The 23,459-nt window shown below is 63.1% G+C and carries 22 protein-coding genes; 8 read left to right on the plus strand and 14 right to left on the minus strand.

Annotated features, from left to right (window positions below):
• Positions 1-6 precede the first annotated feature (6 nt).
• Positions 7-1,107, minus strand: a complete 1,101-nt coding sequence (ychF, locus tag ACSH0F_RS05645; protein WP_435200782.1) for a redox-regulated ATPase YchF — start codon at positions 1,105-1,107, stop codon at positions 7-9.
• A gap of 65 nt (positions 1,108-1,172) precedes the next feature.
• Entirely contained in the window at positions 1,173-2,168 is a 996-nt protein-coding gene (locus ACSH0F_RS05650) for an SDR family oxidoreductase (RefSeq protein WP_435200784.1), read from the minus strand.
• Positions 2,169-2,280: 112 nt separating this feature from the next.
• Between ACSH0F_RS05650 and ACSH0F_RS05655 the strand changes: the two genes are divergently transcribed.
• Complete coding sequence (locus ACSH0F_RS05655) at positions 2,281-3,804, plus strand: tetratricopeptide repeat protein (RefSeq protein WP_435200786.1); 1,524 nt, start codon at positions 2,281-2,283, stop codon at positions 3,802-3,804.
• Between the two features lie 104 nt (positions 3,805-3,908).
• Here the strand turns inward: ACSH0F_RS05655 and ACSH0F_RS05660 are convergent, their stop codons facing one another.
• From ACSH0F_RS05660 to ACSH0F_RS05695, 8 genes are all read right to left on the minus strand, one after another.
• Positions 3,909-4,640 (minus strand): cistern family PEP-CTERM protein, encoded by a 732-nt coding sequence (locus tag ACSH0F_RS05660; protein ID WP_435200788.1) that lies wholly within the window; start codon positions 4,638-4,640, stop codon positions 3,909-3,911.
• A 145-nt stretch (positions 4,641-4,785) separates the two neighbouring features.
• Positions 4,786-5,355: an aminoacyl-tRNA hydrolase gene (gene pth / locus ACSH0F_RS05665; protein ID WP_435200790.1), complete on the minus strand. Its 570-nt coding sequence runs from the start codon at positions 5,353-5,355 to the stop codon at positions 4,786-4,788.
• Between the two features lie 91 nt (positions 5,356-5,446).
• Positions 5,447-6,142, minus strand: coding sequence for a 50S ribosomal protein L25/general stress protein Ctc (locus ACSH0F_RS05670; RefSeq protein WP_435200792.1), 696 nt, complete (start codon positions 6,140-6,142; stop codon positions 5,447-5,449).
• A gap of 125 nt (positions 6,143-6,267) precedes the next feature.
• Positions 6,268-7,149 (minus strand): TraB/GumN family protein, encoded by an 882-nt coding sequence (locus ACSH0F_RS05675; protein WP_435200794.1) that lies wholly within the window; start codon positions 7,147-7,149, stop codon positions 6,268-6,270.
• A 69-nt stretch (positions 7,150-7,218) separates the two neighbouring features.
• The gene (locus ACSH0F_RS05680) at positions 7,219-8,139 is read right to left on the minus strand and encodes a TraB/GumN family protein (protein WP_435200796.1); all 921 of its coding nucleotides are present in this window, start codon (positions 8,137-8,139) and stop codon (positions 7,219-7,221) included.
• 29 nt (positions 8,140-8,168) lie between these two features.
• Entirely contained in the window at positions 8,169-8,822 is a 654-nt protein-coding gene (locus tag ACSH0F_RS05685; RefSeq protein WP_435200798.1) for a hypothetical protein, read from the minus strand.
• Positions 8,806-9,003 carry a helix-turn-helix transcriptional regulator gene (locus tag ACSH0F_RS05690; RefSeq protein ID WP_435200800.1) on the minus strand — a complete coding sequence of 66 codons (198 nt, stop codon included), beginning with the start codon at positions 9,001-9,003 and terminating at the stop codon, positions 8,806-8,808. Before ACSH0F_RS05690 ends, ACSH0F_RS05685 begins: the two co-directional genes overlap by 17 nt.
• Before the next feature lie 216 nt (positions 9,004-9,219).
• Positions 9,220-9,537: a UrcA family protein gene (locus tag ACSH0F_RS05695; RefSeq protein ID WP_435200802.1), complete on the minus strand. Its 318-nt coding sequence runs from the start codon at positions 9,535-9,537 to the stop codon at positions 9,220-9,222.
• Positions 9,538-9,729: 192 nt separating this feature from the next.
• Here ACSH0F_RS05695 and ACSH0F_RS05700 point away from each other — a divergent pair, with 192 nt between their 5' ends.
• From ACSH0F_RS05700 to ppdK, 3 genes are read left to right on the plus strand one after another with little or no spacing between them, the layout of a single operon-like run.
• Positions 9,730-10,629 (plus strand): glycine--tRNA ligase subunit alpha, encoded by a 900-nt coding sequence (locus ACSH0F_RS05700; RefSeq protein ID WP_435200804.1) that lies wholly within the window; start codon positions 9,730-9,732, stop codon positions 10,627-10,629.
• A complete protein-coding gene (glyS, locus tag ACSH0F_RS05705; RefSeq protein WP_435200806.1) occupies positions 10,626-13,046 on the plus strand; it encodes a glycine--tRNA ligase subunit beta in 2,421 nt (806 codons plus the stop codon). Before ACSH0F_RS05700 ends, glyS begins: the two co-directional genes overlap by 4 nt.
• Before the next feature lie 60 nt (positions 13,047-13,106).
• The gene (ppdK, locus tag ACSH0F_RS05710) at positions 13,107-15,782 is read left to right on the plus strand and encodes a pyruvate, phosphate dikinase (RefSeq protein ID WP_435200808.1); all 2,676 of its coding nucleotides are present in this window, start codon (positions 13,107-13,109) and stop codon (positions 15,780-15,782) included.
• Here ppdK and ACSH0F_RS05715 read toward each other — a convergent pair.
• Positions 15,779-16,537, minus strand: coding sequence for a class I SAM-dependent methyltransferase (locus ACSH0F_RS05715; RefSeq protein ID WP_435200810.1), 759 nt, complete (start codon positions 16,535-16,537; stop codon positions 15,779-15,781). The genes ppdK and ACSH0F_RS05715 overlap by 4 nt on opposite strands.
• Before the next feature lie 54 nt (positions 16,538-16,591).
• On the opposite strand from ACSH0F_RS05715, the gene ACSH0F_RS05720 reads away from it, so the two are divergent.
• The 4 genes from ACSH0F_RS05720 to ACSH0F_RS05735 all read left to right on the plus strand — a co-directional run bounded on the left by ACSH0F_RS05720 (position 16,592) and on the right by ACSH0F_RS05735 (position 20,429).
• Positions 16,592-17,365 (plus strand): ComF family protein, encoded by a 774-nt coding sequence (locus tag ACSH0F_RS05720; RefSeq protein WP_435200812.1) that lies wholly within the window; start codon positions 16,592-16,594, stop codon positions 17,363-17,365.
• A 350-nt stretch (positions 17,366-17,715) separates the two neighbouring features.
• The gene (gene hisI, locus ACSH0F_RS05725) at positions 17,716-18,087 is read left to right on the plus strand and encodes a phosphoribosyl-AMP cyclohydrolase (RefSeq protein ID WP_435200814.1); all 372 of its coding nucleotides are present in this window, start codon (positions 17,716-17,718) and stop codon (positions 18,085-18,087) included.
• Positions 18,088-18,119: 32 nt separating this feature from the next.
• On the plus strand, positions 18,120-18,578 hold the full coding sequence (locus ACSH0F_RS05730; protein ID WP_435200816.1) for a MerR family transcriptional regulator: 459 nt from the start codon (positions 18,120-18,122) through the stop codon (positions 18,576-18,578).
• A 45-nt stretch (positions 18,579-18,623) separates the two neighbouring features.
• On the plus strand, positions 18,624-20,429 hold the full coding sequence (locus ACSH0F_RS05735; RefSeq protein WP_435200818.1) for an acyl-CoA dehydrogenase C-terminal domain-containing protein: 1,806 nt from the start codon (positions 18,624-18,626) through the stop codon (positions 20,427-20,429).
• An 86-nt stretch (positions 20,430-20,515) separates the two neighbouring features.
• Here ACSH0F_RS05735 and ACSH0F_RS05740 read toward each other — a convergent pair whose 3' ends face one another.
• Genes ACSH0F_RS05740 through ACSH0F_RS05750 form a run of 3 tightly spaced genes read right to left on the minus strand, consistent with a single transcriptional unit; the run spans position 20,516 to position 23,450 of the window.
• Entirely contained in the window at positions 20,516-21,226 is a 711-nt protein-coding gene (locus ACSH0F_RS05740; protein ID WP_435200820.1) for a dienelactone hydrolase family protein, read from the minus strand.
• On the minus strand, positions 21,223-22,140 hold the full coding sequence (gene cysK / locus ACSH0F_RS05745; RefSeq protein ID WP_435200822.1) for a cysteine synthase A: 918 nt from the start codon (positions 22,138-22,140) through the stop codon (positions 21,223-21,225). Before cysK ends, ACSH0F_RS05740 begins: the two co-directional genes overlap by 4 nt.
• Complete coding sequence (locus ACSH0F_RS05750; protein ID WP_435200824.1) at positions 22,137-23,450, minus strand: MFS transporter; 1,314 nt, start codon at positions 23,448-23,450, stop codon at positions 22,137-22,139. The genes cysK and ACSH0F_RS05750 overlap by 4 nt, the downstream gene beginning before the upstream one ends.
• Positions 23,451-23,459: the final 9 nt, after the last annotated feature.

Raw genomic sequence — 23,459 nt, forward strand, 5'->3', positions numbered from 1 at the left:
TTCACCTCAGACGTTGAACTTGAATAGCATCACGTCGCCATCCTGCACGACGTATTCCTTGCCTTCCTGCCGCAGCTTGCCGGCCTCCTTGGCACCGCTTTCGCCGCCCAGCGCAACGTAATCATCGTAGGCAATTGTTTCAGCGCGAATAAAGCCGCGCTCGAAATCGGTATGGATTTCGCCCGCCGCCTGCGGCGCCTTCGCGCCGTCGGGAAAGGTCCAGGCGCGGGATTCCTTGGGGCCCGCAGTGAAGAACGTCTTCAGGCCGAGCAGCTTGTAGCCTGCGCGAATGACACGGCTGAGGCCTGACTCATCGAGACCCAGCTCGGCGAGATATTCCGCGCGGTCTTCCTGGGGCATGGCGACCAGCTCGCTTTCGATGGCAGCGGACACGACGACAGCTTCGGCGCCTTCGGCCTTGGCCTTTTCGAACACGAGGTCGGACAGGGCATTGCCCTTCGCTGCATCCTCTTCGGAGACATTGCAGACATAGAGCACCGGCTTGGCAGTGAGCAGCTGCGCCTGGCGGAACATGCGCGCTTCTTCATCGTCCTTGGGCTCCGTGAGGCGCGCAGGCTTGCCGTCGCGCAGCAGATCGAGCGCCTGGCCGAGCACGCTGGCCATGATCTTGGCCTCCTTGTCGCCGCCCGTCGCGCGTTTCGCCGCAGCGGGCACGCGCTTCTCGAGGCTTTCGAGGTCGGACAGCATCAGCTCGGTCTCGACTACTTCAGCATCGGCAATGGGATCGACTTTGTTGGAGACGTGCTGGATGTCGTCGTCCTCGAAACAGCGCAGCACGTGGACGATCGCATCCACCTCGCGGATGTTGCCGAGGAACTGGTTACCCAGGCCTTCGCCCTGGCTCGCGCCCTTAACCAGGCCGGCGATATCGACGAAGGCCAGCTGGGTCGGCACGACCTTGGCCGATTTCGCGATGCCCGCAATCTTGTCCAGCCGCTCGTCCGGCACGGCGACCTGGCCGACATTCGGCTCGATCGTGCAGAAAGGATAGTTCGCAGCCTGAGCGGCCTGCGTTTCGGTAAGGGCGTTGAAAAGGGTGGACTTGCCGACATTCGGCAGGCCGACGATCCCGCAGCGGAAACCCATCGATAACTCCGGAAAATGAGGTGTGGACGCGCCCTTAGCGCCGCCGCCGCAGGAATGCCAGAGCGTCAGACGTTATGGACGGCCTTGATCCAGGGGCCATAACCGCTCTCGCCCAGCCAGCCGACCTGCACCTTGGCGGTGACCTCGTTGATCGGGATCTGGGGCTTCGGTCCGGGATGCACCGGCGTGCGCAGCGGGCGCGTGCCCGGCGGCATGGCGATGATCGCGGCGATGGCGTTGGGCACATCCATTGGGTCGGCGCTGCGGGTGGAGCCGTCCTCCTCGCCCATGCGGGCGACCACTTGCGGATAGCCGCTGGTGTGAATGTCCTCGGCGCGTTCCTTAAGCTGGGCCGAGTAGATGTTGCGGTTGACCCAGACTTCCGTCGGATAGCCGCCCGGCTCGATGATCGCGACATCAATGCCATGCGGCACCAGTTCGTAGGCCAGCTGCTCGCTCATCGCCTCCAGCGCAAACTTCGTCGCGGAGTAGTGTCCAGCGTTCGGAACGATGACCCGGCCCAGCTGGCTCGAAATCGGGACGATCAGGCCCGAGCCACGCTCTCGCATGCCGGGGAGGACAGCGCGGGCCATGCGGTGGCAGCCGAAGACATTGGTGTCGAAGATCAGCTCCGTGGCCTCCATGTCCTGCACCTCGACAGGTGAGGAGATGCCGATACCCGCATTGTTGACCAGCACATCCATGGCGCCGCCCGCGATCCGCACGGCCTCTGCAACACCGGCAGCCACCTGGTCATCGTCGGTCACGTCGATCTCGATGATGTGGAGATCGAGATCGTCGGCTTCAGCCAGGGCGCGCAATTCAGCGGCCTCGGGGCGCGGCAAATTGCGCATGGTGGCGAAGACCCTGGCACCCTTGCGCGCGTAATCTTCCGCCATCAGCCGGCCGAAGCCTGAAGAGCAGCCGGTGATAAGGATATTCTTCCCTGCCAGGCTGGCGGGGATCGGCGTGCTTTGGGCCAATGCGGCGCGCGCGCCGACGACGGCCACTCCCGTCGCAGCTGCTCCGGCGAGAAGGGTACGGCGATTGATGCTCGGCATGGCTCTCTCCTAAAGTCGTGGCTCAACCTAGCACCCGCGCTGCGGATTGACAGGGTCTCTCCGATGCGAAAATTTCACGAAGATTTCAGGCAATCTTGCTAAGCGGCAGACCATGTTCAGCAAACGCCATTTTGCATCGACCTTCGTGCTGGCCGCGGCGCTTGCCGCGTGTTCGCCCGATCCCGCCACGCGCTTCGCGACCGCCGAGGAAGCCTTCGCGGCAAACGACTTCCGCGCAGCGCGCATTTCGCTGATTGCCGGGCTGAGGGAACAGCCCGGCGACCACGAGATGCGGCTGCTGCTGGCGCGGGCGCAACTGGCGCTGGGAGACGGGGAGGGTGCTGCTTCGTCGCTCGACGCCCTTCCTGCGGAGTTCGCCTCGCAACCCCGTATCGCCATCGTACGGGCGGAATCGGACATTTTGCGGGGGCGGTTCGACGAAGCACTCGCGGGCGTGGCGGAGATCGAAACAGGTGCTGCCGACCGTATTCGCGCGCTGGCCTATATCGGGCAGGAGAAGTTCGACAAGGCGGCGGAAGCGTTCGCGACAGGCGCGGCCCGCAATGAGGTCGATGCGCGCCTGTTGGCAGCCTACGGACGCTTCGCCTTGGGGAATGGCGAGGGCGACAAGGCCACATCGCTCGTCGGGCAGGCAATCGAGATCGATCCGCAACTGGTCGAGGCCCATCTGGTCAACGGCCTCGTCAGGGAGAACCGCAACGACCTGACCGGCGCTTTGATGGCCTACGACCGCGCCTTGGAACTGCACCCCGACAATTTCGACGGCCGTCTGGGCAAGGCGCAAATGCTCGCCCTGCTCGACCGATTCGAGGAGGCTTCCGGGATTGCCGATGACCTGGCGCGCGAGGCGCCCGAGGATCGCTCGGTCGCTTTCCTCGAGGCGCGGATCGCTGCGGGCGAGGGCGAATGGCAGGTCGTACGGAAGATCCTGCAGCCGTACGAAAACGAGCTGCGGTCCGCTGCGGGACTGCCTGCGATCTACGGCGAATCGCTGCTCGAGATCGACCAACCTGCGCTGGCGCTCGGCGTGCTGGAGCCGGAGCTGAGCCGACAGCCGAATTCCCGTCCGCTGCGCCGGCTCGTCGCGCGCGCGCAACTGGCCGGTGGTGATGCGCACGCCGCCCTCGGCACGATCCGCCCGCTGGCGACCCGGGCCGATGCGACGCCTGCGGAACTGCGCCTCGCTGCCCGTGCGGCAGAACGGGCGGGAAGCGACTCTGCTGGAGAATTCGAACGCCGCGCCGTGATGCCGTCTGCCGAATGGGTCGGCGGCGAACTGGCCAAGGCGGACCAGGCGCTGCGCAACCGGCAGTGGCGCGATGCTGAGACGCGGTACGAGAGCATCCTGTCGCGCACGCGGTCCGACAATGCGATGGTGCTCAACAACCTCGCCTTCGCGAAAGAGAAGCTCGGCAAGGAAGAGCAGGCGCTCGAGATCGCCTTGCGCGCGGCCAAGCTGGAGCCGGACAATGCCTCCATCCTCGACACCGCTGGCTGGCTGCTGGTTCAGAGCGGATCGCGGGCGCGTGGTCTCGAAATGCTGCGCCGGGCGGCGAAACTCGATCCCGACAATCCGACGATCCAGCGGCATCTGACAGAAGCCACAAAGGGATAGATCTCTTACGCCCCGTCTATGTCGGCTATTTGAGCACCAGACACAAAAACGGCGCAGGACCCATTAGTCTCGCGCCGTTTTTCGTGATCCAGGAGGCTGGACTATCAGGCGTAGGCCAACCGGGCCGGGGCCGCTGCCAGCGGGCGGCGACGGCGGGTGCCGATCGCAAGTCCGAGGACTGCGAGGCCGAAGAGCAGCATCATGCCCGGTTCGGGGACATCGGTACCGCTGGTCGTACCGCCGCTGGTCGAGGTCTGGCGACCGCTGGCCGAACCGACTCCGTCCGCGCCGGTGACCGACTGGTAGCGAACGAAGAAGTCGTCGAGCGCCAGCGACGCCGGAGCAGTTCCGCCAAAATCGAGGCTCAACGTGCCGCTGCCGGTATCGCCGTCGAAGACGCCGCCCGAACCGCCGCCGGCACAGCTGCCAGTACGCTGCGCCTGGAAACAGACGTCAACCGTGCCGATCCCATTCGGATAGTTCGAGCCGGTGTTGGTATAACCGTAAGTGCCGGTGCTGGTGGCCGAATCAACGTCCGGATCGGTGTTGAAGGCGAAACCGGCGACCCGCGAGCCGATGCCGTCGCCATCCGCGCCGGTGTTCGTCATCGTATAGTCGAAGGTGTAGACGCCGTTCTCGATACCGGTCAGCGTGAGCGTAAGTTCGGAGCCGAGGCCGTCGATCGAGGGCCCGCCGTCGACGAAGCCGTCGAAGGTGATGGTGAAGCTTTCGCCGACCGATCCGGCGTCGAGCAGGATCGGCTCTGCAGCTGCCGGTGCAGCAGTCGCCACGCCGACGATGGCAAGTGCCTTAAGGAAAAGTCGTTTCAAGTTCACGGTAGCCCCCGTCTCGGTTCCGGCCTGATTGATTGATTATGTCGAAATGACAGGAGCAATGCGAGAGCACCAGCATGACGAAGCTCATGTCTCATTAGGGAACACCCCGCGTCGGATTGGCTAATCACGACGTCTCGCGAGCGGATCACCCCTGCATCCGCATCGCGAAATCGCTCGTGAAACGGGCGTTGTCTCCGGCGGCCAGCCAACCCGCTTCCGCGGCAATAGCGGCGAGCATATCGGCAAGCGGATCCATTTCCGCCTTGGCGTAATTGCCGAGTACGTGGCCGGTGACCCGCTCCTTGCTGCCGGGATGACCGATGCCGATTCGCACGCGGCGGAAATCGGGGCCGAGATGCTGGTTGATCGAGCGCAGCCCGTTATGGCCCGCCAGACCGCCACCGTCCCGTACCTTCACCTTGAAAGGGGCGAGGTCCAGCTCGTCATGGAAGACGGTGAGCGCATCGGGTTCCAGCTTGTAGAAACGCAGCGCCTCGCCGACCGCGCGGCCGCTTTCGTTCATATATGTGGCCGGTTTGAGCAACAGGATCTTCTCGCCGCCGATCCGTCCTTCTTGCGTCCAGCCGGAGAACTTCTTCTGTACCGGCGCGAACCCGTGGATTTCGGCCAGCACATCGCACACCATAAAACCGACGTTGTGCCGGTGTAGTGCGTATTTGGGTCCGGGATTTCCAAGGCCTGTCCAGATCTGCATCAGCGCCCTCTAGCTTCGTGATCCCCAAAAGCAAAACGCCGGCCCATTGCTGGACCGGCGCTTCGTGTTTCGTAGCTGGATGCGGAGCGGATTATTCGCTCTTCGCTTCCTGCTCGTCTGCGGCGTCGTCGTCCGGACCCTGCTCGGTAGCAGCGGTCTCGCCCGGCTCAATGCCTTCGCCGGTCTGGTCTTCGCCTTCGGCGCCTTCGCTCTTCTTGAGAGCGGACGGGGCGACCAGCGTTGCGATGGTGAAGTCGCGATCGGTGATCGCGCTTTCGCTACCCTCGGGCAGTTGTACTTCGCTGATATGGATCGAATCGCCGACTTCCTTGCCGGTCACGTCGATCTCGATCTCGCCGGGGATCTTGTCGTTGTCGCACACCAGCTCGAGCTCGTGGCGAACGATGTTGAGCACGCCGCCCTTCTTGAGGCCAGGCGATGCTTCCTCGTTCAGGAACACCACGGGCACGTTCACTTCGATCTTGCCGCCCTTGGCGAGACGGAAAAAATCAGCGTGCTCTGGACGGTCGTTGACCGGGTGCAGGGCGACGTCCTTGGGAATTGTGCGGACCTTCTTGCCGTCGAGCTCGATCTCCACGATCGAGTTCATGAAGTGTCCGGTGCCGAGCTGGCGAACCAACTCCTTCGCTTCCACGTGGATCAGGGTGGGTTCTTCCTTGCCGCCATAGATAACGGCGGGAACACGGCCTTCGCGGCGAAGTTGACGGGAGGCTCCCTTGCCAGCCCGTTCGCGCGCCTCGGCCGGCAGGGTCAGAGCGTCGCTCATTGCACATACCTTTCGAATGCATATTGAATGTTCGGTCCCACCACGCCTCCAGGGATGACCATGGTGCCGAAGGACGCGCGCCTAGCAGGTCCGGCGCGAAAGGCAAGCGATTTGGACCGGTCGCGCTATTCGATCCGGGTCACGACATATCCGTTCGCCTGGAGCAGCGCGGGCAGGCCGTCCTCGCCGAGCAGATGGCCTGCGCCCACGGCAATCAATGGCCTGTCGCGGGCGGACAGCAGGTTTTCGATGCGCGTAGCCCAGGCGGAATTGCGGTCGATAAGCAGCGCCTGGCGCAGTTCCGGGTCGGCCAGCATCCCGCTCTGCGTTAACTGTTGCAATTCGTCCGTATCGCCTTCGCGCCACAAGCGGGCGAGGCGTCCGGGATCGCGTCCGTGCGTAGCAGCCTCTTCCAGCACCGCATTCAGCAAGTCGCGTTGCTCCTTCCGCGGCAGGCTGTCGAAGATCGCCAGTTGCGAACGGGCCCCCTCAAGTTCGATCAGGTCGCGCCCATCGAAAGCTTCGATGAGCGCGCGATCGGCCCCATTCTCCGGCTGCCCCTCCTGAGCCACCTGGGCGAGGGCGAGGGCAGCGGCCCAGCTTTCCATCGGATCGAAATAGCTGCGACGAACCTTGGCTTTTACCAGCAGCTCGTCGAATTCGTTGCGCAAATCCTTGCGAATGCGGGCGCGGATCGGGCCTTCGGGCCGGTCGAAAGCCATATTCTCGAACAGGGCGGACAGCTTGGCTCCGTCGCCCAAATTGCCCACCTCGACAACGAGCATGTCGGCATTCTCGATCACCTGTTCGAGCTGCGGAGAGCGCCAGGCTATATCGTCCGGCAAAGCATGGACTGTGCCAAACAGCCAGCCTTCGACGGCACCGTCCTCCCGCGCGATTTCCCAGAGCGCGGGGTAGGTCGTCTGCTCGGGCGGCTGCGCGGGTTGCTGCTCGCAAGCTGTCGCGAGCGTCAGAGCGGCAAAACCGAGGGCGAGACGTTTCAACATGCCGGTCTTCCAGCCCAAACTGCCGGACCGCGCAAGGGGCACGCCACAGGTGCCCCCGCGCGGAGCATCTTACTGGATCCGGGTGACCGCTATGTCGCGCCCGGCAAGGTAATCCTGGACGCTCTTTTCACCCGCCAGGTGACCGGCGCCGACGGCGATGAACACCGTTCCGGGCGTGTCCATCCGCTCATCGATCCACTCCGCCCAATTGGCGTTGCGATCATAGAGCAAAGCCTTGGCAAGCGCGGGATCGGTGAGGCTGCGGTTCATAAGCTCGGCCAGGCCATCAGCATCGCCGGCGACCCATTCGGCCAGCATCTCGTCCATCAGGGGGACGAGCTGATCGATGTTATCGATCGTGCTCATCAGAAACTCGATCTGTGTGTCCTGTGGCAAATTGTCGAATACGCCGATCTGATACTCGACCGTCTCCAGCGCATCGCGCGCCACCGCCTCGCCCGCACTAGTCTCGACCACGTTTTCGACACCGCTCTCGGCCGTCCAGCCATTCTTAAGCAGCGGAAGCACCGCCATGGTCATGCCGGCGAACCACGGCTCGAACCGGTCGAAGGCGTTCACGGGGAGACCGAATCCTGTGAGCGCTGCTTCGTACTTCGCCGACTGTTCTTCACCCAGGATACTGCGAAGGGTCTCGCCCTCCGGCAACATGGCCTGCATCGCGATCGCTTGCTGCGACGCGGGATCGCTGGTCGCATCGGCGGGGATCTCGGTCACGAGGGTATCGGCGGAATCGAGCGCGGTTTCGATCGGACCCTTGTACCATTCCACGCCATCGGGCAGCGCATGGACGGTGCCGAAAAGGTAGATGGTCGTATCCTCGTCGGCGACCTTCCACAGCGCGGGGCCTTCGCCGGTGCTCTGTTCGACAGGTGCGACGGGGGTCGAGGCAACGGCGGTTTCTTCAGCATAGGTGGCACAGCCCTGAAGCATAAGCGCGATAGGGGCGGCGGCCAGAAGAAGGTTTTTCATATCGATTATCTTTCAAGTGAAGGAACTTATCAGTTGGCCTTGCGATACAGCCAAACGATGCCCCAGACAGAAATGACAAGCAGGTACACGATCATCGGTTCCTGCGGCGGGATCAGGGCGGCGCGTTCGAGCAACCACCAGCATGGTGCGAGTATCGAATAGACATACATGGCGATAATGGCGCCATCGCCGGAAGCGCGTTTCTCGAACTCGTCGGCATTGGCGTACCAATAGAAGCTCAGGAGCGGCACGAGCAGCGCGATGGCGGCAACGACGATGAGCGCGACGGTCGGCGAAAGCGATCCGTTGCTGAAGACGCCGTTCTCACCGTTGGCCAGGCCTGCAATGGAAAGTGTCAGCCCGATAACGCCGCCGAGTACACCGCAGGCGACCAGCACCCAATTCGCGCGTCTGGTTTTCGCCGATTGCGGTTCGCTGGTCAGAAACGCCGGCTTGAGCCTGACGATACCCCAAGCGCATAAAGCGATCAAAACGATCGCAACCGCCAGAAGGATGCCGCCGCGCATCGAGAACCCACCCTTTTCGGCGGCGGACATCAGCACGCCGGTGACGAAACCGAGCAGGGCGATGAGGATGAACCCCAGCGTACCCACGCCCAGCCAACGGCGAAACGGAGAAGCTTGCTCGCTTGCAGGAGCATCGAAGTCAGTTGAGTTCGTCATCGAAGATCTCCTCGATAGGCATGCTGAAAAGGCGGGCGATGCGGAAGGCGAGGGGAAGCGAAGGATCGTGCTTGCCGGTCTCGATCGCGTTCACGGCCTGGCGCGATACGTCGAGATGCATGCCGAGCTCGGCCTGGCTCCAATCGCGTTCGGCGCGAAGGACCTTGAGGCGGTTCTTCATACAATCTGCTCCATTCATGCAGTCCCCCGGATAGGGGCCCAGGCATTGCCTGCGAAGAAAGCTGCGACGTAAGAAGGCAGGTCGACCAGCGTCGCGAAATTGTGGCTTCGGGTTTGCTTATCGCGCTTGGTCTTAGGTGGGTTGGTCATGAGAACTCTCTTCGCAAGGTCGCCGGAGCGGCGCGTAGGGCACGCTGCCCCGGCGGTAAGTTTTCGCTCAGGCGTCGGAATCGACGTCGAGGGCTGCGAAGCGATCTCCGCGGGCGGCGGCGATGGCGAGGCGGATTTCGACATTTGCAGCCTCGCGTAGTTCGGCGCGGCACTGCTTTTCCGCGGCCATCACCGTCAACCCCTTGCCACCGTCGGCGCAGGCCTTGCGGATGGCACGTTCGACCCGGCTTTCGAGGCGATTTTGGTCTTTCGCCGAGGCGAGGTCGAGATCGGTCGTCTCTACGGCGATCGAAGGAATGTCGCTCGCGATGACCTGAGCAGGCAGGATGGCCAGGGTGGCGGCAATCAGTACGGTCTTTTTCATGTGTTATCTCCAGATGGATATTCGGTCCAGTGGTAGGTCAACCTTCCGTTGTGTCAGGTTGTGCTGACTATATGTCGTGATTCACTGACCATGTCAACAAAACCTGACAAAAAGTTTTGATGACCTGTCATTCGCTTTGCGTGAGCCTTGCGGCATTGACGCGTTTTCGCCCTTGCGCCATTGCGCCGCTCCATGGACCGAAACCCGCGTAAATCCTTCCAGGGCATGATCCTTGCGCTGCACGATTTCTGGAGCGCGCATGGTTGCCTGATTCTCCAGCCCTACGACATGCGCATGGGGGCGGGGACCTTCCACACCGCCACCACCCTGCGCGCGCTGGGGCCGGAGCCGTGGAATGCAGCTTTCGTGCAGCCCTGCCGCCGGCCGACCGATGGCCGCTATGGCGAGAACCCGAACCGGCTGCAGCATTACTACCAGTACCAGGTGATCCTGAAGCCGAGCCCGCCCGACATCCAGGGCCTCTACCTCGAAAGCCTGCGCATCATCGGCATCGATCCGCTGAAGCACGACATCCGCTTCGTTGAAGACGACTGGGAAAGCCCGACGCTGGGCGCATGGGGCCTTGGTTGGGAAGTCTGGTGCGACGGGATGGAGGTCACCCAGTTCACCTATTTCCAGCAGATGGGGGGGGTCGACTGCAAGCCCGTCGCGGGCGAGCTGACCTACGGGCTCGAACGTCTCGCCATGTATATTCAGGGCGTCGACAACGTCTACGATCTCGACTTCAACGGCCAGGGCGTTTCGTATGGCGACGTGTTCCTCGAGAACGAGAAGCAGATGTCGAAATGGAACTTCGAGGTCGCCGAGACCGACGCGCTATTCGACCTGTTCAACAAGGCCGAGGCGGAGTGCAAGAACGCGCTTGCCAATGAAGTGCCCATCGCGGCGTATGAGCAGGCGGTCGAGGCCAGCCACATTTTCAACCTGCTGCAGGCACGCGGCGTGATCAGCGTGCAGGAACGCGCCAGCTACATGGGCCGGGTGCGCGATCTCGCGCGTGGCAGCTGCGAGGCGCATATGGCAAAGGAAACGCCCGCGTGGGCCGAGAAATATCCGGAGTGGTCGAAATGAGCGGCTCCGACTTCCTCCTCGAACTGCGCAGCGAAGAAATTCCGGCCCGCATGCAGGCCGGTGCGCGCGCCGAACTCGAAAAGCTGTTCCGTCGCGAAATGGAAGCGGCCGGTGTCGAGGCTGGCGAGATCACCGTCTGGTCGACCCCGCGCCGCCTTGCACTGATTTCGCGCGGGCTTCCGGAAGCGACCGAAGCGGTCAGCGAGGAGCTGAAAGGCCCTCCGGTCGGCGCGCCCGATCAGGCGCTCGACGGGTTCTGCCGCAAGGCGGGGGTCGAGAAAGGCGACCTCGAAGTCCGCGAGGTGAAGGGCCGCGAGACCTATTTCGCCGTGAAGAATATTCCCGGCCGCGCGACGAAGGACCTGCTCGCCGAAGCAATTCCCGCGATCATCCGCGACTTCAGCTGGCCCAAGTCGATGCGCTGGGGGGCTGCCTCGATCAGCACCGAGAGCCTTCGCTGGGTCCGCCCGCTGTCGGGCATCGTCGCGCTGCTGGGTGACGAGGTGGTCGAATGCGAGGTGCATGGCGTAACCTCCGGTGCGGTCACGCTGGGCCACCGCTTCCATCACTCGGGCGACATCACCATAGGCAATGCGGACGATTACGCGCTGAAGCTGCGCGCCGGTCACGTCATCGTCGATCACGAGGAACGGCAGAACATGATCCGCTCGGGCGCCGCCAAGGTGGCGAGTGAAGCCGGACTCAAACTGGTCGAGGACGAAGGACTGGTGATCGAGAACGCCGGACTCACCGAATGGCCCGTCCCGCTGCTCGGCCGGTTCGAGGAGGATTTCCTCGAAGTCCCGCCCGAGACGATCCAGCTCACCGCGCGAGTGAACCAGAAGTATTTCGTCTGCGAGGATGCGCAGGGCGAGCTCGCCAATGCCTTCATCTGCACTGCCAATATCGAGGCGGAAGACGGCGGCGCGCGGGTGGTCGACGGCAACCGCAAGGTCCTCGCCGCGCGCCTGTCCGACGCGCGCTTCTTCTGGGACGTCGACCGCAAGAAGACCCTCGCCGAGCACGCCAGGGGGCTTGAGCGCATCACCTTCCACGAGAAGCTGGGCACCGTCGCCGACAAGGTGGAGCGTGTGTCCAAGCTAGCAAGGTGGTTGGTCGAGGAAGGGATAGTAAAACCCACTTCCGTTCGCCCTGAGCCTGTCGAAGTGCCGTCCTTCACTTCGAACACTGGACCAGAAGTAAAGAACGGGGCGTCGACAAGCTCAGCCCAAACGGTTGAGGAATTGGCCGACATGGCCGAACAGGCCGCACGCCTCGCCAAGGCCGACCTCGTCACCGAAATGGTCGGTGAATTTCCCGAGCTGCAGGGCCTGATGGGCGGCTACTACGCCCGCGCCGAGGGACTGCCCGATGCTGTCGCCGACGCGATCCGCGATCACTACAAGCCGGTCGGGCAGGGCGATGAAGTGCCGACTGCTCCGGTGACGGTGGCGGTGAGCTTGGCAGACAAGCTGGACACGCTAGTCGGGTTCTTCTTCAATCAGGATCGACCCACGGGCTCAAAAGATCCGTTTGCTCTCCGTCGCGCTGCCCTCGGTGTGATTTCAACTCTGATAGAGAATGATAGCCGCGCAAAGCTTCTCCCCATCGTTATGCACGCGGGTGCTCCATTCATTGCTTATCGAATGGATCGGATAAGCAAGGATTTCCGTGACCGCATATTAGATCATTATAAGTCCGATGACCCAAGCCTGGACGACATTCGAAGGCTTAGTGCTTGGCGCGATGAAATGTCCGACGACGAGGGCTTCGAGATTCTTACCCTTGGTGCTTACCAGTCGTTCGTCGGTCCATTACTCGATTTCTTCGCCGACCGCCTCAAAGTCCAGCAACGCGAAGCAGGCGTGCGCCATGACCTCATCGATGCGGTCTTCGCACTCGGCGGAGAGGACGATCTCGTCCGCCTGCTCGCCCGCGTGAAGGCGCTCCAGTCTTTCATGGAAACCGAAGACGGCGCCAACCTGCTCGCCGGATACAAGCGCGCGGCCAATATTCTCAAGAAGGAAGACTGGCACGGCGCGGAAGGGGAAATACCGCGCACCGGCGAGGAAGACCCGCTGGCGCTGGTCGACGATCCCGACATGAAGGCGGTGATCGACGCGAAAATGTCCGAGCGTCACGCGAGGGAGCTTTCCTACACGCCCGAGCCGGCCGAAAAGGCGCTGATGGATGCGCTCGACACTTCGGAACCGGCTGCTTCGCGAGCCATTGCAGCGGAGGACTTCGGCGCGGCGATGGCAGCGCTGGCCAGTCTGCGCGGTCCGATCGACCGTTTCTTCGAAGAAGTGACGGTAAATGCGGATGAAGAAAACAAGCGAGCACACCGGCTCGACCTGCTTGCAGCTTTTCGTGCTGCAGTGCACAAAGTCGCGGATTTCTCTCGTATCGAGGGATGAACATTTTCCCCAATGGACTGTGTAACATGCGGTCCATGTCTCAGTTTGACGGGCGGTAACATGAACGAAACAGTCTTCACCTTCGGCGGCGATGCGCCGCATACGAATGCGCGGCAGAAGGACAAGACGGTCACCGGCGGCAAGGGTGCCAACCTTGCCGAAATGGCCAGTATCGGCTTGCCGGTCCCTCCCGGTTTCACCATCGCGACCGAGGAATGTCTGAAGTACCTGGCGGGCGGCAGCGATTTCTCGACGAAGCTGCGTGAGGACGTCGCCGAGGCGCTGAAGCATGTCGAGCGCACCGTTGGCAAAAGCTTCGGCGATGCCGCTGACCCGCTGCTCGTCTCGGTCCGCTCCGGCGCGGCCGTCTCGATGCCCGGTATGATGGATACCGTCCTCAATCTCGGCCTCAACGACGAGACGGTGCAGGGCCTCGCCAAGACTAGTGGCGATGAACGCTTCGCCTGGGACAGCTACCGCCGCTTCATCCAGATGTATGGCGATGTCGTGCTCGGCGTCGACCACGGCCTGTTCGAGGAAGCGCTCGAGATCGCCAAGGAAGACGCGGGCTATTACGCCGACACCGAGCTGAGCGCGGACGAGTGGAAGACACTCGTCGCCGAGTACAAGAGCATCGTGGAGCAGGAACTCGGCACGCCGTTCCCGCAGGACCCCATCGAGCAGCTGTGGGGCGCGATCAGTGCCGTGTTCGACAGCTGGGATACCGAGCGCGCCAAGATCTACCGCCGCCTTAACGACATTCCGCACGACATGGGGACAGCCGTCAATGTGCAGGCCATGGTGTTCGGCAATATGGGCGATACCAGCGCGACCGGAGTCGCCTTCACTCGCGACCCTTCGACCGGTGAGAAGGCCTATTACGGTGAATGGCTGGTCAATGCGCAGGGCGAGGATGTCGTCGCCGGCATCCGCACGCCGCAATATCTCACCAAGGCGCGCCGCGAGGCCGCCGGAGCCGACAAGCCGAGTATGGAAGAAGCCATGCCCGACGCGTTCGGCGAACTCGCCCATGTCTTCGAGCTGCTCGAAAAGCACTACAAGGACATGCAGGACATCGAGTTTACCGTTCAGCAGGGCAAGCTGTGGCTGCTCCAGACCCGCAACGGCAAGCGCACCGCCAAGGCCGCGCTCAAGATGGCGGTCGACATGGTGGGCGAAGGGCTGATCGATGAGAAAACCGCGATCCTGCGCGTCGACCCAATGGCGCTCGACCAGTTGCTCCATCCCACGCTCGATCCCGATGCACCGCGCGATGTTCTGACCACCGGTCTACCGGCCTCCCCCGGCGCGGCGAGCGGCAAGATCGTGCTCGATGCAGACACGGCGGAACTGTGGGCCAATCGCGGCGAGAAGGTTATCCTCGTGCGCGTCGAAACGTCGCCGGAGGACATTCACGGAATGCATGCCGCGACCGGGATCCTCACGGCGCGCGGCGGGATGACAAGTCACGCTGCTGTCGTGGCACGCGGCATGGGGCGGCCCTGTGTTTCGGGCGCATCGCAGGTTGCGATCGCTCGCTCAGAAAAAGGGAAAGAGCGCATGCTAACTATCGGTAATCGCGAGCTTTCCGAAGGCGATGTCATCACCATCGACGGCGGCAACGGCCAGGTTATGGCGGGCGAGGTGGCGACCATCGAACCGGAGCTCGCTGGCGACTTCGGCACACTGATGGAATGGGCCGACAAGCACCGCCGCATGCGCGTGCGAACCAATGCCGAGACCGAAACGGAGTGCAAGATGGCGCGCCAGTTCGGTGCGGAAGGCATCGGTCTTTGCCGGACGGAGCACATGTTCTTCGATGCCGGTCGGATCAGCGCCGTGCGCGAGATGATCCTGGCCGAGAACGAGTCTGGCCGCCGCGCTGCGCTCGACAAGCTGCTGCCCGAACAACGCGGCGACTTCGTCAAGATCTTCGAGGTGATGGCAGGGCTCCCCTGCACGATCCGCCTGCTGGACCCGCCGCTGCACGAGTTCCTGCCGCATGGCGACACGGAGTTCGAGGAGCTGGCCGGGGCGACCGGCGTCGGCATCGACAAGCTGCGCCGCCGTGCGAACGAGCTGCACGAGTTCAACCCGATGCTCGGCCATCGCGGCTGCCGCCTCGGGATCACCTATCCCGAAATCTACGAGATGCAGGCCCGCGCGATCTTCGAAGCGGCGTGCGAAGTGGCGAAGGCTAGCGGCGAGGCGCCGGTGCCCGAGGTGATGATCCCGCTAGTCGCTACGAAGCGCGAGCTGGAACTGCTCAAGGACGTGGTGGACCGCGCCGCGCAACAGGTGTTCTCGGATAAGGGCTGCACGGTCGACTATCTGGTCGGCACCATGATCGAGCTACCTCGCGCCGCCCTGATGGCGGGCGACATCGCAGAATCCGCCGAATTCTTCAGCTTCGGCACTAACGACCTCACTCAGACGACACTCGGGGTCAGCCGCGACGATGCGGGCCGCTTCCTGACGACCTATGTCGACAAGGGCATCTTCGCACGCGATCCCTTCGTTAGCCTCGACATCGACGGCGTCGGCCAGCTGGTCGAACTGGCGAGCGAGCGTGGGCGGACGACACGCGATGGGCTGAAGCTCGGCATTTGCGGCGAACATGGCGGCGATCCCGCCAGCATCGCGTTCTGCGAGAAGACCGGTCTCGACTACGTCAGTGCCTCACCCTACCGCGTGCCAATTGCGCGCCTCGCAGCAGCGCAGGCGAGCCTTCGCTAGTCCTTCCAGCCGGTTAGCGTCAGAATCTCGAAGGTTTCGACGACGCGGCCCTTGGCATTGGCGGAGCGCAGGAAGGCGGCCCGCGCTCGCTCCAGTGCCGCCTTGCCCAGCGGCGGTGCCGGACTGGCAAGCGAACTGCCGAGACCCTGGTCGCGCAGGTCGGAGACCAAGCGGTCGAGGTTGCCATAGGACACGCTCAGCGAGCGTCCATCGACCACCTGCCGCCGGAACAGCGCGCGCTGGAGCAAGGCGGAGGCCGCAGCGTTGTCGATCAGCGGATGCATCCGGGCCGCCGGCCGGTCCGGCTCGCTGGCGATCATGGCGGTCCGCAGAGCGGCGAGGCTTCCGGCCCCGACCACGCTGGCGATCAGGATGCCGCCATCATTCAGCGCGCTGCGAAGATGGAGGAGCGCACCCGGCAGATCGTTCACGCGGTCGAGCGAGGCTAGTGAAACTATGAGGTCGTAGGGACCGCCGGGCAGGGGCTGCTCCTCGTCCAGCGTTGCGACGTCGGCCTCCTCGACCTCGACGCCGAGCCCACGAAGCGACAGCGCGAGCGTGCCGGTCCAGTCACCGATCACCAGAGCGCGTGCCGGGGACAGGCGCATGAATTCGAGCCGCTCGAGCACATCCTCGACCATGTCGTGCAGGATATAGCGCGCGGCATCGCGCTGCGATTGGCGAACCCGCGCGCGACGCAATCCGGCGATGCGGCGGCGGCGCGAGAAGATGCGGGGCGGGGGCGTGCTGGCCATGACGCGTGCCCTGCCGTGCTTGCGGGAGGCGCGCAAGACGGGCATCACGTTTCGATGTCGACAAGACGCTTCCTCGCCGAAAGCCTCGCGCCGGTGGTGGACTTCATCTACCCGCCGCGGTGTCCGGCATGTGGCGAGAGTGTGGGCGAACAGGGCGGCCTTTGCCACGCCTGTTGGGTTGAGTTGGTCATCCCCTCGGAGCCGAACTGCCGCCTGTGCCAACGCCCGTTTGGCGAGAATGGCCCGCAGCACGGGGCGATTTGCGCGCCGTGTCACGCCGATCCCCCGGTTCATGACGGGATTTCGGCAGGAACGCTCTACGGCGAGACGGCGAGAAAGCTGATGCTCGCGCTAAAGCATGGGCGCCGGATAGCGCTCGCCCCGATGTTGGCGCGCCTGATCGCTGCGCGCATCCCTGAAATCGAGGCTGGAAAGGTTCGGATCATCGTGCCGGTGCCGCTTCATCGTCAGCGCCTTTGGCAAAGGGGATACAACCAGGCAGCGCTGCTCGGGCGCCAACTAGAGCAGCTCGGGCATGGTAAGCTTGTTGTCGATGCGCTGGTACGGACGAGACCTACGCCATCGCTCGGCGGACTGGGGGCGAAGGCGCGCAAGAAGGTCCTCGCCGGGGCTATCGCACTCAATCCCAAGATGAAACCGCAGCTCGATGGGGCAGACGTCCTGCTGGTGGATGACGTTCTGACGAGCGGGGCGACCTCTTCGACTTGCGTGAAGGTCCTGAAGCGTGCCGGCGCCAGGACCGTTCGGATCGCCTGTTTTGCACGGGTCCTGGAAGAGGCGAAAGACCTGTCGAGGCGCGCCGCCTAAACGAAACGCCCGGGTCCTTGCGAACCCGGGCGCCACGTGACGAATATTACCGGACCGGTCTTTCGACGGCGGTGCTGCCCCCCAGCAGGCACCTCGGTCCATCCCTCATCGTTTCCGGATGCGCCGCGAAAACCCTCAACGCGGCAGCGGATCCGGGACCCCCATGAACCTGGCGCTCTAGCGGCACCGATGCTCCGGTTTGGCGGATCGTCGCGATCCACGTGAGGAATGTTCACCATGCGCGCACCCGATGGAACAGGCATTTTGAAAGCTGCTCGATTTTGAAACGCATTTGTGGTTATCGTGCAACAAGCCCGTCGCATTTTTACAAGCCGGAAAGGTCCAGCCGCGTGTCCGACAGCGATCAGCGTGAAACCAGTCGCACCCTCAATCCAAAATACGACGATCGCGGCCTGCTGAGCGCCGTGGTGTTGGATTTGGCGACCAAGGACGTCCTGATGGTCGCCTTCATGAACGCCGAAGCCCTCGAAGCGACGCTGGAAAGCGGCGAGGCGCATTTTTACTCTCGTTCCCGCGACACCCTCTGGAAGAAGGGCGAGACCTCCGGCAATATCCTGAAGGTCGATGAAATCCAGGTGGATTGCGACCAGGATGCATTTGTCCTCCACTGCAGCCCCGTCGGGCCGACCTGTCACACTGGCGCTCGTAGCTGCTTCTACAGGGTGGTGGAGGGGCGAACTCTCCAACCCGTCAAGACTTGACGCTTACGTAAACGTTGGGTAGGGAAGTTGGCATGAACCAGCCGCTTCCCAAAGATGCTCCGCGCAGCGAAGGCGACCGGCGGCACGCCGGCGCGCACCTCGAACGCCCGGATGCCTTCGACCGTGAGCAGTTCTCGATCTCGGATCTGACCAGCGAGTTCGGCTGTACCGCCCGCGCCCTGCGCTTTTACGAAGACGAAGGCTTGATCGCGCCGTCACGCGTCGGCCTGACTCGCATCTATTCGAAACGCGACCGTGCACGGCTCGCCTGGATCATGCGGGCGAAGAACGTCGGTTTCTCGCTCACCGAAATTCGCGAGATGATCGATTTGTACGATCTCGGCGACGGGCGGGTCGAACAGCGCCGCGTCACGGTAGAAAAGTGCAAGACCCATGTCGCCAAGCTCAAGGAGCAGCGCGACGACATCGACAGCTCGATCAACGAACTGACCGATTTCATCGACCAGATCGAGTCGCTCGACCTCGATTGACCTAAGGGCCGATTACCCAATTTCACTTCAAGCAAGGACACGCAGATGCCCATCTATTCCGCCCCGACCCGCGACACGCGCTTCATCGTGAACGAAGTCCTCGACCTCGGCAGCTATGGCAATTTGCCCGGTTTCGAGATGGCGAGCGCAGACGTGACCGATGCTGTAATCAACGAAGGCGGGAAATTTTGTGCCGAGGTGCTCGCACCGCTCAACCAGTCGGGCGACCAAGAAGGCTGCACCAGGAACGAAGACGGCTCCGTCACCACGCCCAAGGGCTTCAAGGAAGCGTTCGACCTTTTCAACGAAGCAGGGTGGGGCACACTGTCCCATCCCGAAGAATTCGGCGGACAAGGCATGCCGCATGTTCTCGGCTTCGCAATGGAAGAGTTCATTTCCAGCGCAAACCAGGCCTTTGGCATGTATCCCGGCCTCACCAATGGCGCGATCTCGGCCTTGATCGCCAAGGGTACGCAGGAACAGAAGGAAAAGTACCTGCCGAAGATGGTGTCCGGCGAATGGACCGGCACCATGAACCTGACCGAGCCGCATTGCGGCACCGACCTCGGCATGATCCGCACCAAGGCGGAGCCGCAGTCCGACGGCAGCTATGCCATCACCGGCACCAAGATCTTCATCTCGGCCGGCGAACACGACATGAGCGAGAACATCATTCACCTCGTCCTCGCGAAGCTTCCCGGCGCGCCCGATAGCACGAAGGGCATTTCGCTGTTCGTGGTGCCCAAGTTCATCGTCAACGAAGACGGTACGTTGGGCGAGCGCAATGGCGTGATGTGCGGTTCGATCGAGCACAAGATGGGCATTCACGCCAACTCGACCTGCGTGCTGAACTATGACGGCGCCAAGGGCTGGCTCGTCGGCGAAGAGAACAAGGGCCTCGCCGCGATGTTCATCATGATGAATGCGGCTCGTCTGGGCGTGGGCATCCAGGGCCTGAGCCAGGCCGAGGTGTCTTACCAGAACGCCGTTGCTTACGCGCTCGACCGTCGTCAGGGCCGTGCGCTGACCGGTCCGGCTGATCCCGATGCGCAGGCCGACCCCATTTTCGTCCACCCCGACGTGCGCCGTATGCTGATGGATGCAAAGACCTTCACCGAAGGCATGCGCATGCTGTGCCTGTGGGGAGCGCTGCAGGTCGATCTGACGCACAAGGCGCAGACCGAGGAAGAGCGCGAGGAAGCCGATATGATGATCGGCCTGCTGACGCCGGTCATCAAGGGTTACGGCACCGACAAGGGCTATGAAGTCGCGACCAATATGCAGCAGGTTTTCGGCGGCCACGGCTATATCGAAGAATGGGGGATGAGCCAGTTCGTGCGCGATGCCCGCATCGCCCAGATCTACGAAGGCACGAATGGCGTGCAAGCGATGGACCTTTGCGGTCGCAAGCTCGCCCAGAAAGGCGGCGCCGCGATCCAGGCGTTCTTCAAGGTCGTCGGTGAAGATATCGCCGCGGCCAAGGAGGACCAGGCTCTCGCACCCATGGCCGAAGCGCTCGAGAAGGCACTCGGCCAGCAGCAGGCTGCGACGATGTGGTTCATACAGAACGCGATGCAAAACCCCAACCACCTCGGCGCGGGTGCGCATCACTACATGCACATCATGGGCATAGTCTCGCTCGGGTGGATGTGGCTTCGCATGGCGAAGACTGCGGCGGCCGCTCTGGCCAGTGGCAGCGATGACAAGGCGTTTTACGAAGCCAAACTCGCCAGTGCGCGCTATTACATGGACCGCTTCCTGCCCGATGCCGGTGCGCTGCGCCGCAAGCTGGAAAGCGGTTCGGAAAGCATGATGGCGCTGGGCGAAGAAGCTTTCGCTACCGCTGCCTGAGGCGCGGACGGTCTTTGGTAGAAAAGGGGGCGTTTCGGTGCCCCCTTTTGTTTTGTTGTGAGACCAAATGCCTGATTGGTTAGGCGTCAGGTCCGCGGGTTGGAGAGCACCTCATCGAACAGGCCGAGCATCGCCTGCCAACTTTGCCGATCGGCGCTGGCATTGAAGGCCGGATTGGGCGAGCCGTCGAGGCCGACCTTGGCGGTGAAGCCATGCCCGACATTGGCATAGCTGTGGAAGTGCCAGTCGGCCCCGACCTGGTCCATCTCTTCCCAGAAGGCCATGACATGCGAGCGTGGCACCAGTTCGTCCCGATCGCCATGGCAAACGAGCATGCGCGCCTTCGGACGGTCCTGAGCCGGAAGTCGCGTGTCGAGCAGGCCATGGAAACTCGCTACTGCAAGCAGGTCCTGCCCGTCGCGCGCCATCTCGAGAACGGCCATTCCGCCGAGGCAAAACCCGATCGCCAAATGCGGCCCGTGCGGTGCCAATTCGCGTGACAGATCGAGCGTCGCACGCAGCCGCTGGCGCATGGCGGGCGGATCGCCGCGCAGTTTCTCGAGTGCGACGAAGGCTTCGTCAGGCGTTGAGGGTGCTTCGGGTCCGTAGAAATCGCCGATCAGCACTTCGTAGGCCTCATCCACCAGCGCCCGGGCTTTGGCTTCGACGCCGGGCGTGGAGTTCATGAAGGTCGGGAAGACCGCCACTGCCGCCCGTGCTTGTCCCGCAGGCTTGCCGTGCAGAGCGACGAGCGGCGTGCCGTTATCGCCGTAGTCGATACGCTGGAGTTCGCTCATTCGGGCAGGAAGTCCGGCACCGAGAGATAGCGCTCGCCCGTGTCGTAATTGAATCCCATCACGCGGCTGCCAGCGGGCAGGTCGGGCAGTTTCTTGGCGATCGCTGCAAGCGTCGCGCCGCTCGAAATGCCGACCAGCATGCCTTCCTTCGCCGCGCATTGCCGGGCCATCTCCTTGGCGGCCTCGGCATCGACCTGGATGGAGCCATCAATCGATTGCGTGTGAAGATTGTCGGGCACGAAGCCCGCGCCGATGCCCTGGATGGGGTGGGGGCCGGGCTGGCCTCCGCTGATAACCGGGGACTGGGCAGGCTCGACGGCGTAGGCCTTGAAACCGCTCCACTTCTCCTTGAGCACTTCCGCACAGCCAGTGAGGTGGCCTCCTGTGCCGACGCCTGTGATCATCACATCGATGGGATTGTCTGCAAAATCCTCGAGAATTTCCTGCGCGGTCGTGCGGGCATGGACTTTCCAGTTACTCTCGTTGTCGAACTGGCTCGGCATCCAGGCACCGTCGGTTTCGGCGACCAGCTCCTGCGCGCGTTCGATCGCGCCTTTCATGCCCTTTTCCTTCGGCGTGAGGTCGAAGGTCGCGCCATAGGCCAACATCAGGCGACGCCGCTCGATGCTCATGCTTTCGGGCATCACGAGGACCAGCTTGTAGCCCTTGACCGCGGCGGTCATCGCCAGGCCGATGCCGGTATTGCCGCTGGTCGGCTCCACGATGGTGCCGCCCGGCTTGAGCTTGCCGGTCTTTTCGGCATCCTCGATCATGGCGAGGCCGATGCGGTCCTTGATGGAACCGCCGGGATTGTTCCGCTCGCTTTTCACCCAGACCTCGTGGTCGGGGAACAGGCGGGAGAGGCGGACGTGCGGTGTGCGCCCGATGGTGTCGAGAATGGAGTCGGCTTTCATGGCATCTGCTCCTTGAGTTTTTCTTCCGGTGTCGGTTCTAGCAATTCTTCAGGCGGGTCAAAGGTCCGGGTTGTCCGCAGAACCGGGAACAGCTTGCTCCATAGCGCCACCGTGACGATGGCACCGGCGCCTCCGCCGACCACGGCGATCACCGGGCCGAACACAAATGCGAGCGACCCCGAAAAGAAATCTCCGAACTCGTTAGAGGCGCTGATTGTCAGCAGGCTGACCGAGGAGACCCGGCCGCGCTTGTCGTCCGGAGTGTGCAGCTGGATCAGCGACTGGCGGATGTAGACGCTGAACATGTCCGCTGCGCCGACGATGAACAGCATGGCGAGGCTGAGCGGCATATAGGTCGACAGGCCGAAAACGATGGTCGCCACACCGAAGATCGCGACGGCCCACAGCATCTTCGGCCCGACATTGGTCTTCAGCGGGCGGAAGGAAAACAGCAGCGCGGTCAAGGCAGCGCCGACGGCGGGAGCCATGGCGAGCTGGGCAAGGCCCGTCTCGCCGACCTCAAGGATGTCGCGCGCATAGACCGGGAACAGCGCAGTCGCCCCGGCCAGAAACACCGCGAACAGGTCCAGCGTGATCGCGCCGAGCACCATCTTATTGCGTACGACATAGCGCAGGCCTTCAACCATCTGGTGGATCGGTCGCTTGTTCGCCTCGCGCGGGGGTTGCGGGACCTTGCCGATGAAGGAAATCGCCGTGATCGACACGGCGAACAATCCGGCGGCCACGAGATAGGGCAGGGCAGGGAGGATCGCATAGGTATATCCGCCGATGGCCGGGCCCACGATCATGCCGACCTGCCACGCGATGCTCGACAAGGCGATGGCATTCGGGAGAATGGTCTTGGGCACGAGGTTCGGGGCCAGCGCCGACAGGGCGGGCCCATTGAAGGCGCGCACCACACCGAGGACGATGGCGACACCATAGAGCCAAGCGAGCGACAGGTCTCCGTGCCACGTCAGGAAAGCCAACGCCGCTGCACATCCCAACTGGGCCAGCATCGTCAGCCGCGCGATGTTGCGCCGGTCGAAATGATCGGCCGCCCAGCCCGAAAAGGGTGTCAGTACGAACAGCGGGAGAAATTGCAGCAGGCCGATCAGCGCGAGTTGGCCGGAGGACTCCGCCACGCTCATCCCGGCATCGCGGGCGATATTGTAGGTCTGCCATCCGATGATCAGCATCATCGCATATTGCGCCAGCGTCATGCTCAGGCGCGACAGCCAGTAGGCGCGGAAATTCGCGATCCGGAAGGGCGAGCTATCGGGGGTGATTGCGGTGTCGGTCTGGCTCACGCCAGACGC

Source organism: Qipengyuania sp. 902 (genome assembly GCF_051195295.1).
Lineage (GTDB): Bacteria > Pseudomonadota > Alphaproteobacteria > Sphingomonadales > Sphingomonadaceae > Qipengyuania.

Excerpts from the sequence above, each read along its gene's own strand:
- ACSH0F_RS05680 (WP_435200796.1), bottom strand. The coding sequence starts at position 8,139 with ATGAAAAACCTTCTTCTGGCCGCCGCCCCTATCGCGCTTATGCTTCAG.
- ACSH0F_RS05715 (WP_435200810.1), bottom strand. The coding sequence starts at position 16,537 with ATGGCCAGCACGCCCCCGCCCCGCATCTTCTCGCGCCGCCGCCGCATC.
- ACSH0F_RS05695 (WP_435200802.1), bottom strand. The coding sequence starts at position 9,537 with ATGAAAAAGACCGTACTGATTGCCGCCACCCTGGCCATCCTGCCTGCT.
- ACSH0F_RS05655 (WP_435200786.1), top strand. The coding sequence starts at position 2,281 with ATGTTCAGCAAACGCCATTTTGCATCGACCTTCGTGCTGGCCGCGGCG.
- ACSH0F_RS05650 (WP_435200784.1), bottom strand. The coding sequence starts at position 2,168 with ATGCCGAGCATCAATCGCCGTACCCTTCTCGCCGGAGCAGCTGCGACG.
- pth (WP_435200790.1), bottom strand. The coding sequence starts at position 5,355 with ATGCAGATCTGGACAGGCCTTGGAAATCCCGGACCCAAATACGCACTA.
- ACSH0F_RS05670 (WP_435200792.1), bottom strand. The coding sequence starts at position 6,142 with ATGAGCGACGCTCTGACCCTGCCGGCCGAGGCGCGCGAACGGGCTGGC.
- ACSH0F_RS05730 (WP_435200816.1), top strand. The coding sequence starts at position 18,120 with ATGAACCAGCCGCTTCCCAAAGATGCTCCGCGCAGCGAAGGCGACCGG.
- ychF (WP_435200782.1), bottom strand. The coding sequence starts at position 1,107 with ATGGGTTTCCGCTGCGGGATCGTCGGCCTGCCGAATGTCGGCAAGTCC.
- ACSH0F_RS05720 (WP_435200812.1), top strand. The coding sequence starts at position 16,592 with ATGTCGACAAGACGCTTCCTCGCCGAAAGCCTCGCGCCGGTGGTGGAC.
- ACSH0F_RS05685 (WP_435200798.1), bottom strand. The coding sequence starts at position 8,822 with ATGACGAACTCAACTGACTTCGATGCTCCTGCAAGCGAGCAAGCTTCT.
- ACSH0F_RS05740 (WP_435200820.1), bottom strand. The coding sequence starts at position 21,226 with ATGAGCGAACTCCAGCGTATCGACTACGGCGATAACGGCACGCCGCTC.
- ppdK (WP_435200808.1), top strand. The coding sequence starts at position 13,107 with ATGAACGAAACAGTCTTCACCTTCGGCGGCGATGCGCCGCATACGAAT.
- ACSH0F_RS05735 (WP_435200818.1), top strand. The coding sequence starts at position 18,624 with ATGCCCATCTATTCCGCCCCGACCCGCGACACGCGCTTCATCGTGAAC.
- ACSH0F_RS05690 (WP_435200800.1), bottom strand. The coding sequence starts at position 9,003 with ATGAAGAACCGCCTCAAGGTCCTTCGCGCCGAACGCGATTGGAGCCAG.
- cysK (WP_435200822.1), bottom strand. The coding sequence starts at position 22,140 with ATGAAAGCCGACTCCATTCTCGACACCATCGGGCGCACACCGCACGTC.
- ACSH0F_RS05700 (WP_435200804.1), top strand. The coding sequence starts at position 9,730 with ATGGACCGAAACCCGCGTAAATCCTTCCAGGGCATGATCCTTGCGCTG.
- glyS (WP_435200806.1), top strand. The coding sequence starts at position 10,626 with ATGAGCGGCTCCGACTTCCTCCTCGAACTGCGCAGCGAAGAAATTCCG.
- ACSH0F_RS05675 (WP_435200794.1), bottom strand. The coding sequence starts at position 7,149 with ATGTTGAAACGTCTCGCCCTCGGTTTTGCCGCTCTGACGCTCGCGACA.